Genomic DNA, 12,691 nt, shown 5'->3' with positions numbered 1-12,691 from the left:
TAGTTCGAGTCCGAGGGGTGGACTCGAATGTGGTTTTACTCAAACTTGTAAAATAAAAATATTATTAGTGGGCTATTTTCACTTTGGGGCTGAGTTTAATCATATTTTATAACAGACAGAAAAAGAGTAGACATAAAAAAGCCAGCGTGAACGCTGGCTTTTTTATTATTGAATATTATGCATTTGCTGCATCAAGTGTTGCATTCAAAGTAGTACTTGGACGCATTACCGCGCTTACTTTTGCTGGATCAATAGCATAGTAACCACCGATATCTACTGATTGGCCTTGAACAGCTGAAAGCTCAGAAACGATTTTGTCTTCATTTTCAGCTAAAGATTTTGCAAGTGGAGCAAATTTAGCTTTCAATTCTTGATTTTCGTCTTGTGCTGCAAGTGCTTCAGCCCAGTACATCGCTAGGTAGAAGTGGCTGCCACGGTTGTCCAATTCGCCAGTACGACGTGATGGAGATTTGTCATTGTCGAGTAACTTGCCAGTTGCTTGATCAAGTGTTTTTGCAAGAAGTTTTGCATGAGCATTATTTTCTTTAATGCCAAGCTCTTCTAAAGACACTGCAAGCGCAAGGAATTCACCAAGAGAATCCCAACGTAAGTGGTTTTCTTCAACCAATTGTTGTACGTGTTTAGGTGCTGAACCGCCTGCACCAGTTTCGTACATACCGCCACCTGCCATCAATGGAACGATAGAAAGCATTTTCGCAGAAGTACCAAGTTCCATGATTGGGAACAAGTCAGTGAGGTAATCACGTAAGATGTTACCAGTTACAGAAATTGTATCTAGACCACGAGCAACACGTTCAAGCGTATAACGCATCGCACGTACTTGTGACATGATTTGGATATCTAAACCAGCAGTGTCATGATCTTCCAAGTATTTTTCAACTTTTTTGATCAATTCATTTTCATGTGGACGGTACGGGTCAAGCCAGAAGATTGCAGGCATACCTGAGTTACGTGCACGAGTTACAGCAAGTTTAACCCAGTCACGGATCGGCGCATCTTTAACTTGACACATACGCCAAATATCGCCTTGCTCAACGTTTTGAGACATCAACACTTCACCTGTTTCAAGGTCAGTGATGTTTGCGATACCCGCTTCTGTGATTTCAAAAGTTTTATCGTGAGAACCGTATTCTTCAGCTTTTTGCGCCATCAAACCAACGTTAGGTACAGTGCCCATAGTACGTGGATCGAAGTTGCCATTCCATTTACAGAAATTGATCATTTCTTGGTAAATACGTGCGAAAGTAGATTCAGGCATTACCGCTTTACAATCGTACTGTTTACCATCAGCACCCCACATTTTACCGCCACCACGAATCATTGCAGGCATAGATGCGTCAACGATGATGTCGTTAGGTGAATGGAAGTTAGTGATACCTTTAGCAGAATCAACCATTGCAAGTGCAGGGCGGTGTTCTTGGCACGCGTGTAAATCTTCGATGATTTCTTCACGTAAAGAAGTCGGTAAAGTTTCAATTTTTTCGTATAGACCAGCCATACCATTATTGATGTTAATACCTAGCTCATCAAACAATTTACCGTGTTTTTCAAAAGCTTCTTTATAGTAAATTTTTACACAGTGACCAAATACGATCGGGTGAGAAACTTTCATCATTGTCGCTTTCACGTGCAATGAGAATAAAATTCCTGCTTCACGGCAATCTTCAAGTTCTTTTTCATAGAAATCACAAAGTGCTTTCTTGCTCATGAACATTGAATCAATGATTTCGCCGTCTTGTAATGCAACTTTTGGTTTAAGAACAATGGTTTCACCACTTTTCGTGATCAATTCCATTTTTACATTGCGAGCGCGGTCAAGCGTCATTGATTTTTCACCATGATAGAAGTCACCTTCAGTCATGTGTGAAACGTGAGTTTGCGACCATTGTTTCCACTCGTTCATAGAGTGTGGGTGTTTTTTCGCGTAATTTTTTACAGCAGCAGGTGCACGACGATCAGAGTTTCCTTCACGAAGAACAGGGTTTACTGCAGAACCAAGACATTTGCTATAACGAGCTTTAATTTCTTTCTCAGCATCAGTCGTTGGATTTTCAGGATAATCAGGAAGTGCAAAGCCTTTAGATTGAAGCTCTTTAATACAAGCAGTCAACTGACCTACAGATGCACTAATATTTGGAAGTTTGATGATATTTGTATCAGGATCTTGAGTTAAACGACCAAGCTCTGCAAGGTTGTTTGGAACTTTTTGTTCGTCGCTAAGATAGTCGTTAAATTCTGCAAGCACACGTTCCGCTACAGAAATGTCACTTTTGACGATCTCGATGCCAGCAGGCTTAGTAAAGGTTTCAATGATCGGTAGTAACGAATAAGTCGCCAACAATGGCGCCTCGTCGGTCAGAGTGTAGATGATAGTTGACTTTCCACCAGCCATATGTAGCCCCTTGCTTCAGATTGATTATGTTGGGACTGAACTTTTGACCCAGTCCCGCGAACCGGTTTGTTTAAATAAAACATATAAAGTTTTGGTGCTTGTTACACCACAGCCAAAGCACTATGTTTTCATCATGCTTTTACTGACAATTTGTACAAAACAGCATTGTTCACTAATGTCAATATTCTACGTGAAATTTTCTTTAATTTCGACTTTGCACAGCATATCTCGACTGTGAAATAGGAGTAAATGGCATAATCTTCAATAAAAGCTGATTTCACAAAGAAATGCCTTATAACTGATATGAATCAATTAATTAAGGTGGTTCTTGAGATTTAATTTGTATAAAAAATAGTCTGAATAATTTTCAAAACGGTGTATCAATTTCCTAGGACATGTTGGGTATCATGAAAATAAATTATCCAAACTTGGAAATGCTGAAAATTTCTTTTTAAAACTCGGCAGGCGATTTTTAGAGAATAGGACTCATTTTTACCATAATTATTGTATTTCTTACACTGAATGATAAGGGGCATGCTAGCTAACTTTGTCATCATTCTAAACAGCGAAATGCATGCTGTTTTTGCATATAACGACTATAGGGCAGTTATAAACAAGCCGCGAAAAAATAACAATGACAAAAATAGGATTAATCATGTATTTTCAGCAAATTTAAGTTCTTTTTAAAGTAATTTTTTTACTATACACTAAGGGTCGTGTAGTGCTATTTACACGGGAAAAATTGATAAACTTCTAAACGCATTTCTTTGGCAAAAATACAATATAAGTCATTGGGTTTGGACAAATTAAAGTTGTATTGAGTGTGTAATGAAATTGAATCTGATAGATCTTAAATATGCAGAACAACTCAGTGCTTGTCCCACTGCGATTTTACTCGATGTTTTTACCCCAGATAATGAGCTTGAGGGATTTTTAAAACTGGCTCGGGGTATATTAAAAACTGAAAATGCAATATTAGCTTTTGATGATGAACCTTATATTTGGTTTGACCATGCCGATCAATTTCATGCAATGCATAAATCAATAAAATCAAAATATATCGATCAACAAAATTTTTTCGAACAAACACTTGTGATTGATCAAGGCAATCCAAACTATACGCATTTTTCAGATTATGTAAAAACATTAGGTGTACATCATGGTCGTATCGTATCTTTTGATTTAAGACAAAAAAAACATAGTCTTAGTTATGGTCGAGTCACATTCTTTGATCAAAATAATACATATTTTCAAGATCAAGATGTTGCATTGGTGGCTGAATTTATTCAGCAGATTGTGAAGTTTATCGCTTTAAAATTTGAAAATTCGATCCTGAGCGAACAATTTGAACAGCAAATTGCGATCAATAAAAGTAAAACAAAATTTTTCCAAATTATTGCACATGATCTACGAGCACCATTTCACGGCTTACTGGGTTTTTCTGAGGTTTTGGCTGAGGAAAGTGATACCTTAGAGCAAAAAGATGTGCTGCAAATAAGTGAATATTTACATGATACAGCGCAGTCCACATATAATTTATTGGAAAACTTACTTAATTGGGCAATGGCTGAAGATGGGCAATTTGTTTACCATCCGATCCGTTTTAGATTAAGTCAGGTTTTAGAGATCGTTTATAAAATTTTAAATCCATTGGCTATCAAAAAAAATATCAAACTCAGTTTGGATATTTCTGAGCAATTTTATGTGATTGCTGACATAAATATGGTGACCTCGGTGATTCAAAATTTAGTGTCAAATGCACTTAAATTTACGCATGTTGATGGAACTGGTGTTGTTGAGCTTAAAGCTCGACAAAATGATCACCATATTGAAATTATGATTCGTGATAGTGGCTTGGGAATGTCTGGTCAACAAGTCAAAAACTTATTTAAACATAATATTAAAGTCAGCCAAAAAGGCACATCTGGGGAAAAGGGAACAGGTTTAGGCTTGGTTTTATGCCAACATTTTTTAGATTTAAATCATGGCAAAATTGATGTTGAATCAGAAATTGGTGTAGGAACAACATTTATTGTGTCCTTGCCAAGTGCTTCGACGCATACTGATTATGAGATTTAAAACATTCATTTTGTTTATTTAAAAATATTTTTATAAATCGGTTTTTATGATTATCTTTTCATATTTAGATTATTTTAATTGTCTTGTTCATTAATTTCATTGATTTATATGGTGAATATTTTATTTGTTTAATTAATTTAAATAATTAAAAATCAATATTTAGTAAAAACTTAAATATAAATCAATTTGTTAAGTGGTTTTTTATTTGTAATTCGTATTTTTCATATTATTTGAATTCTAAAAAAATATATTTCATGTAAAAGTATGTTATTTTTATATTAATATTGTTATATTGGTTAGGTTATCTGTTTATCCGCAATAATAACTCAATAAAGCTATAGCAAAAAAATGGAGTGGTGAAATGAGATCGCAACTCAAAGCAATTGATCAGCCTGACCAACTCAGTGCTTGCAAATTCTCTTTATTATTGGGGGTTTATACAACAGATAATAAAATTGAGCGATATTTACGTGTTGCTCGAGGTATTTTAGATATCAATAATGCGATGTTTTCATTTCATGATGAGCCTTATTTTTGGTCTGCATCAGAGCAATGTGATTTCATAGCCTATATTGCAGCGAATCGAAAAAAATTATCTCCATATTTTCAAGGTCATTTGATGATTGATCAAAGTCATGAAAATTATGGAAAATTATCTTTGTATATGCATAATTTAGGGGCTGAACATAAGCGATTATTATGTTTTGATATTAAACTGGATACTGGTGAGTCTATTGGTCAAGTCACATTTTTCGACGATCGTGATGACGAGTTTACTCAAAAGAAAAAAGATTTACTGGAAGAACTGACTTCTGGTTTGATTTCTATTTTGCAAAGACGTTCTGAATCTGAAAATTTTTATGAGTTATATGAAGAACAACGTGCTTTAAATTATAGTAAAACTAAATTTTTTCAAATTATCGCACATGATTTACGTGCACCATTCCATGGATTAATTGGTTTTTCTGACGTCTTGGCACATGAACGTGAATCTTTAGATGCAGAAAGTTTGCAAAATATCGCAGATTATTTGCATGACACGATTTATTCTACTTATAACTTATTGGAAAATTTGCTGAATTGGGCGATCGCAGAGGGCGGTCGTTTTGTTTATCACCCGATCAATTTTAAAGTCAAGCAAGCTTCTCAGATCGTTTATGATGTATTAAATACTTTGGCTGTAAAGAAAAATATTGAATTAATTGAAACAATTCCAGCGGATTTAACCGTATTCGCCGATATCAATATGATTACTTCGGTGATCCAAAACTTGGTTTCCAATGCTTTAAAATTTACCAAGACCGATGGTACTGGCAAAGTTATCATTTCAGCTTGCCAGACAGATCAAGGTGTAGAAATTACAGTTCAAGACACTGGGCTTGGGATGAATGAAGCGCAGATCAAAAGCGTATTTGAACCCCAGATTAAAGCCAGCTATAAAGGAACGATCGGTGAGCGCGGTACAGGGCTTGGCTTGGTGTTATGTAAGCGTTTTGTCGATATGAATAAAGGTCATATTTCTGTGAGTTCAAAAAAGGGTTGTGGCACAACGTTTAAAGTTTCTTTGCCTAAGGCAAATGCCACACATCAAGTTTTGTTGACTAAGGATTTAAATCTAAAATCTGAACGTATCGAGACCGAAACTTAAAAAAGCCATTGATAAAATCAAGTAACCTGATTTTTTAGCATAGAGCTTTATTTGATGTTGCTCTATTTTATTCTTTATTTGATAAAAATATTCCCCAATTTCCTCGCCAACTGATATAAATAAAATTATAAGATTTATCAGTTAAGGCTTTTTTCAATGAACGCTGAACAATTGCAAAAAACATTACGTGCAAGTCAGTATGCAGAACAAGTTTTAGGATTACACCGAGAATTATTAGAACAAGATTATGCAAAAGATCAATTTTTAGAGTCGCTTTCGACCGAGCAAATTCAGCAACAAGTCAATGAAGTTTTATTGGATATTTCAGATGAATCCATGTGGATGCGTTTGCTACGGATTTTACGTGCGCGTTTGATGTTTCGCTGGATTTGGCAAGATGCCAATCAATTAACTGACGTTATCACTTTGACACGCGAGTTGTCTGATTTTGCTGATGCATGTATTTGTGCGGCCAAAGATTTTGCACGTATTCCACTGATTGCAAAGCATGGAGAACCGATTGGTTATAGTGGAAATTTACAAGATTTAATCGTGATTGCTATGGGTAAATTGGGTGCTCAAGAACTCAATTTATCCAGTGATATTGATCTTATTTTTGCCTTTGATGAACAAGGTGAAACCAATGGTCGAAAATGCATTGATGTTCAACAATTTTGTATTTTGTGGGGACAAAAAATCATTTATCTGTTGGAACATATTACTGCAGATGGTTTTGTGTTTCGGGTAGATATGCGACTTCGTCCATGGGGTGATGGTTCACCACTAGCGATTAGCCATATCGCATTTGAGAAATATCTCAGCCAGCATGGACGTGAATGGGAGCGTTATGCATGGATTAAAGCACGAGTTGTTTCGGGCGATGAGCAAGGCGAAGAATTGTTGGAAATGACGCGTCCTTTTGTGTTTCGAAAATATGTCGATTACACTGCTTTTGAAGCAATGCGTGAAATGAAAGCGATGATCGAACGTGAGGTCGCACGTCGTAATATCGCAGATGATATCAAGCTAGGTGCAGGCGGAATTCGTGAAGTCGAATTTATCGTACAAGTATTTCAGTTGATTTATGGTGGTTCAAAACTTGAGTTACAAGACCGTCAATGTTTGATTAGTTTAAAACATTTAGGTGAGGTCGGTTTGTTGGATCAACAAGCTGTAGAAGATCTCGAAGATGCTTATTTGTTTTTACGTCGTGTAGAACATGCAATTCAGGCTTTAAATGATCAACAAACTCAATCTTTACCGACAGAAGACGATTTGCGCCAGCGTATTGTGGATACATTGGGCTTTGATAGTTGGCAAAAATTTCTAGATGTATTAAATGAAAAGCGCACTAAAGTAACCTTCCAATTTGAACATTTAATCAAAGAAAAAGGCTTAGATTCTCCAACTGAAAGCTTTAGTCAGTTAGAAAAACAACTTGATGAAGTGCTCGATGATGGCGCTAAAAATCTGATCCATGAGTTTTGGCATGGTCATGCTATTAAAAAATTGCCTGCCAAAGCAGTTCAGCGTTTAAAAGAGTTTTGGCCACATTTAATAGAAGCCATTTTACAATCGGACAAGCCGCAAATCGCACTGCTTCGGTTGATGCCTCTGGTTGAATCGGTGATGCGCCGTACTGTGTATTTAGTCATGTTGATCGAAAGTAAAGGTGCTTTACAGCGTTTGGTTAAGATGGCAACGGTCAGCCCTTGGATTTGTGAGGAATTGACGCATTATCCAGTCCTTTTAGATGAATTTTTATCTATGGATTTTGAATTGCCAAAACGTCAAGATCTTGAAGATTCACTGCGCCAACAGCTCCTTCGCATCGAAATTGATCAAGTTGAAGATCAAATGCGTGTATTGCGATTATTTAAAAAATCCAATGTGCTTGCCGTCGCTGCGAGTGATGTGTTGGCAGAAAGCCCACTTATGAAAGTGTCTGATGCACTAACAGATATTGCTGAAGTATCGGTGAAAGCAACTTTGCATCTTGCTTATCAAATGATTGCCAAGAAAAATGGTTATCCTTTAGATGCCAATGGTCAGCGTTGTTCACTTGATCATATGGCATTTGCAGTTGTGGGGTATGGCAAAGTCGGTGGAATTGAATTGGGCTATGGTTCTGATTTGGATTTAGTTTTTATTCATTATATGGATGAACAAGCCGATACCGATGGTGCTAAAGCAATCAGCGGATTTGAATTTGCGATGCGTGTTGCACAAAAATTTATGTCACTCATGACCACACAAACCTTAGATGGACGAGTGTATGAAATAGATACACGTTTGCGTCCATCGGGTGAAGCGGGCTTATTGGTCACAAGCTTAAAAGCCTTTGAACAATATCAACTCAAAAGTGCTTGGGTTTGGGAACATCAAGCTTTGGTTCGAGCGAGATCTATCGCAGGTGAACAGACCTTAAGAGATACTTTTGAATCTTTACGTTGCCGTATTTTAACTTTACCAAGAGATGAAGAAACAGTACGACAAGAAGTTTTAAATATGCGTCAAAAGATGAAAGATCACTTGGGTTCATCTAAAGAACAAAAAAAACATGGAATTTTTCACCTAAAACAAGATGCAGGTGGTATCGTTGACATAGAATTTATGGCACAGTATGTTGTATTAGCCTGGAGTGGGACGAATCCTGATCTCGCCCATTATTCCGACAATGTACGAATCCTTGAAGATGCCAAAAAAGCAGGTTGCTTATCCAGCGACGATGTATCCGCATTGATTCAAGCTTATCTCAGTGAACGAGCCGAGAGCCACCGATTAGCACTTGCAAATCATAATATGCAAGTCAACGCTATGGATTGGCACGATACCCGAGAGGTCGTTTGCAAGTTGTGGCAAAGATTAATTGATCCAACAGCGACTTTCGCGTTGGAAAGTGAATAATTGTGTAAAAAATTTGGAGTGTGTGCCATGAACTTGGCTGATCGTGATGGTTTTATTTGGCAAGATGGACAATTGGTTGACTGGCGTGAAGCAAAAGTTCACGTTTTAACTCATACATTACATTACAGTATGGGTGTCTTTGAAGGTGTCCGTGCCTATGAAACTCCTAATGGAACTGCGATTTTCCGTCTCCAAGATCATACAAAACGTTTGCTTAACTCTGCAAAAATTTATCAAATGAAAGTTCCATTTGATCAAAAAGCAATTGAGCAAGCTCAAATTGATGTAGTACGTGAAAATAAATTAGCATCTTGCTATTTACGTCCAATTATTTTTATCGGTTCAGAAAAATTGGGTATCGCTGCAACTGATAACACGATTCGTGTTGCTGTTGCTGCATGGGGCTGGGGTGCTTACCTTGGTGAAGACGCGATGGCAAAAGGTATTCGTGTTAAAACTTCATCATTTACACACCATCATCCAAACGTGACTATGTGTAAAGCAAAAGCATCAGGTAACTATACTGTGTCAATCTTGGCTCACCAAGAAGTTGCACAAGCGGGTTATGACGAAGCTATGCTCATGGATCCACAAGGCTTTGTATGTCAAGGTTCTGGTGAAAACGTATTCTTAGTTAAAGATGGCGCATTACATACACCTGATCTTGCTGGTGGTGCTCTTGATGGTATTACTCGTCAAACTGTGATTACGATTGCAAAAGACTTGGGTATCGAAGTGATTGAACGCCGTATTACTCGTGACGAATTCTACATCGGTGATGAAGCATTCTTTACAGGTACAGCTGCTGAAGTGACACCAATCCGCGAATACGATGATCGTCAAATCGGTGAAGGTCGTCGTGGTCCAATTACTGAGAAAATTCAAAAAGCATTCTTTGATGCTGTTCAAGGTAAAGATCCTAAATACGCTCATTGGTTAACTTACGTAAAATAAGTTGATCGGTTAAGATAAAAAGGCGAAGCTGATGTTTCGCCTTTTTTTTATTTTTGAAATCAAGCTCTAAAAGGAAAATATATGCACATTGTCTATGTGAGTGATGGAAAAGCTGGACATCGTTCTCAAGCATTAGGCTTATATAAAGCAATGCAAAGACAAAGTGCAGAGGATGTGACTTTTGAGGAGGTTTCAGTTGAAAAGTTGGATATTTTTAGCCTTTTAATCAGTGTTTTTAAGCATTCAAATTCAAGTATTAGCCAAGCACCAGATTTTATTTTTGGAGTGGGAAGTCATACCCAGTTAAGAGTGCTACTTTTAGGGAAAGTATATTCCAAAGCAAAAACTGTAATCCTGATGAAGCCAAATTTTCCATTTTCTTGGTTTGATTATGCCATTATTCCTGAACATGATGATGTTCAAGCTTCAGCGCAGGTGATTACAACTAAAGGTGCATTAAATCCAATTGTTAATGAACAGGGTCATCAATCCAATCGAATTTTGATTGCACTCGGTGGTTCTTCTAAGCGCCATCAGTGGAATAATGAAAAAGTTTTAGATGCGATTAAAAAAATTGTATACGAAAATACACGTTCAGAAATCATTTTAACGACCTCACGACGCACGCCGAATGCGTTTTTATTAAGTTTAAAATCACAGGAATATGCAAATAAATTATCTATTTTTCCTGTGGAGGAAACCCCGCAAGGATGGATCTTCGAAGAGATGCAAAAGGCCGAAGCCGTTTGGGTAACCGAAGATAGTATTTCGATGATTTTTGAAGCACTAACAGCAGGATGCCGTGTTGGCGTGATTAAAATTGATCGAATTAAAAATGACAGGATTACAGAATCAGTAGATCATATTATTCAACAAAATCTTGTTTCGGATACGACCAAAATTGAAAAATTACCAGCTGCTGCATTATTTCGTGAAGCAGATCGTATCGCTAAGCAGTTGCTATAAATCATATTTATTTAAGTAATAATAATGTGAAACTTATTGATTTTAAATGTTTTTAAATCATGTGAAAATTAAAATAATGCAAAAAAGGGTGCGTAGGAAAGCAAAAAAATGTATGCAATAATGCGCCAAATTTGCACTCTCCTTGATTCATGTGTACGTCTATTTTTAAATTATATTTTTTCCCATTTTTTCTTTCTTTGGGTTTTGGGGTTGGTTTGGGGTATTGGGAGTCCTTATTTGAAGCGAAGGAATTCTTATATTTTTTAATCGGTTTAGTGATTAATACCATTTTTTTAATTTTTATTCAGCAGAGCCATTCCATACGATTAAAATGGTTTTTTATTACCACGATTATGCTTTTCTGTGGTTATATTGCGAGTTCAACGGGCTTTTTACAAGGGCATATGTCTTTGGGAATTGTTGCATCACTATTCCAGACAGATCATGCTGAAGTAATAGAGTTTTTATCAAATATTAATTATAAATTTATTGGTTATTCAATGCTCTTATTGGGGTTGACCTATTTTTATATTTTTAAATATAAGACTTGTTTCAAGTTGAATTTTAGGCATAAATTTCTATATTTTTTATTGATTTTTAATGTATTTAATGTTTTTTTAGTCCAAACCGTAAAAGCAACTTATTTATATAAAAAAGAAGAACAAGATCTATTAAAGGATTTTAGCCAAAAAGTAGATTGGAAAGTAAATCATGTAAATCCCAAATATAAAAATCAAATTTTTATCATTGGGGAAAGTGTGCACCGAGATTATTTGTCGTTGTATGGCTTTAAAGAGAAAACGACACCATTTTTAGACCGCATGCCACTGACTATTGTTGATCAATATATTTCAACTGCGCCGAATACTGTAACAAGTTTATCTAGAACCTTGGCAATGGTTGATCAAAAAAATGATGATATTAATATTGCGATGAATGTCGTTAGTTTAGCGAAACAAGCACAATATAATACTGTTTGGCTTTCAAATCAGGGGTTTATGGGGAAAAATGATACCCCTATTTCAAAAATAGCCATTCATGCAGATCAGCAAGTTTATCTGAAACATGGAAGTTATCAGTCTAAAAATATTGATGATTTTGAATTAATTCCGTTGTTAGAAGAGAGTTTACAGAAAAATAGTCATCAAAATAATGTGATTTTTATTCATATGATGGGCTCACATCCTCAAGCTTGCGATCGTTTATTTGGTTCAGCGAAAAAGTATGGTAATTATCCAGAGACAATAAACTGCTATTTATCAAGTATTAATAAGCTAGATTCTTTTATAGAGCAAAGCTATAAAATATTAAAAAAACAAAACAGAAGTTTTTCGATCAGTTATTTTTCTGATCATGGTATGACAGTAACGGATGATAGTTATTATGTGGATAATGATACCAAGTCTAATTATAGAGTTCCATTTTTCCAGTTAACCAGTGATGCTAAACGTAAGCATTATTTGTATAAAACAGTGAGTGCTTATGATTTTCTCAATATTTATGCGTCAATTTTGGGGATAGAAACACCGTATTTACAAAGTGGTCGTAGTTTAGAAAAAATTAGAAACAATCGAGATGTTCAGGTGTTTAACTGGGATAAATATCTTAAATATAATGAATTAAGAGAATGATTTGTGTAAACAAAAATCGAGCCTGTCATATTTTTTTAGCTCAAACGTGCAAACTCACTGTAAAAAGCGAGGTGATCTATTTTATAAATATGC

7 protein-coding genes are annotated in these 12,691 nt (G+C 36.0%); 6 read left to right on the top strand and 1 reads right to left on the bottom strand.

Going from position 1 to position 12,691, the window contains the following annotated elements; translation table 11 throughout:
• Positions 1-175 precede the first annotated feature (175 nt).
• Positions 176-2,413 carry an NADP-dependent isocitrate dehydrogenase gene (locus tag F960_RS15915; protein WP_004867450.1) on the bottom strand — a complete coding sequence of 746 codons (2,238 nt, stop codon included), beginning with the start codon at positions 2,411-2,413 and terminating at the stop codon, positions 176-178.
• A gap of 828 nt (positions 2,414-3,241) precedes the next feature.
• Between F960_RS15915 and F960_RS15910 the strand changes: the two genes are divergently transcribed.
• From F960_RS15910 to F960_RS15885, 6 genes are all read left to right on the top strand, one after another.
• On the top strand, positions 3,242-4,492 hold the full coding sequence (locus tag F960_RS15910) for a sensor histidine kinase (protein ID WP_004867448.1): 1,251 nt from the start codon (positions 3,242-3,244) through the stop codon (positions 4,490-4,492).
• A 361-nt stretch (positions 4,493-4,853) separates the two neighbouring features.
• Entirely contained in the window at positions 4,854-6,140 is a 1,287-nt protein-coding gene (locus tag F960_RS15905; RefSeq protein ID WP_004867447.1) for a sensor histidine kinase, read from the top strand.
• 156 nt (positions 6,141-6,296) lie between these two features.
• Positions 6,297-9,047: a bifunctional [glutamate--ammonia ligase]-adenylyl-L-tyrosine phosphorylase/[glutamate--ammonia-ligase] adenylyltransferase gene (gene glnE / locus F960_RS15900; RefSeq protein WP_004867445.1), complete on the top strand. Its 2,751-nt coding sequence runs from the start codon at positions 6,297-6,299 to the stop codon at positions 9,045-9,047.
• A 27-nt stretch (positions 9,048-9,074) separates the two neighbouring features.
• Positions 9,075-10,001, top strand: a complete 927-nt coding sequence (locus F960_RS15895; protein ID WP_004867443.1) for a branched-chain amino acid transaminase — start codon at positions 9,075-9,077, stop codon at positions 9,999-10,001.
• Positions 10,002-10,082: 81 nt separating this feature from the next.
• Entirely contained in the window at positions 10,083-10,967 is an 885-nt protein-coding gene (locus F960_RS15890; protein ID WP_004867441.1) for an ELM1/GtrOC1 family putative glycosyltransferase, read from the top strand.
• Positions 10,968-11,164: 197 nt separating this feature from the next.
• Positions 11,165-12,598: a phosphoethanolamine transferase gene (locus tag F960_RS15885; protein ID WP_228134749.1), complete on the top strand. Its 1,434-nt coding sequence runs from the start codon at positions 11,165-11,167 to the stop codon at positions 12,596-12,598.
• Positions 12,599-12,691: the final 93 nt, after the last annotated feature.

It is taken from the genome of Acinetobacter gerneri DSM 14967 = CIP 107464 = MTCC 9824 (genome assembly GCF_000368565.1).
GTDB lineage: Bacteria > Pseudomonadota > Gammaproteobacteria > Pseudomonadales > Moraxellaceae > Acinetobacter > Acinetobacter gerneri.
Note: the sequence above shows the minus strand (reverse complement) of the source record. Positions and strands in the feature narration are given on the sequence as shown.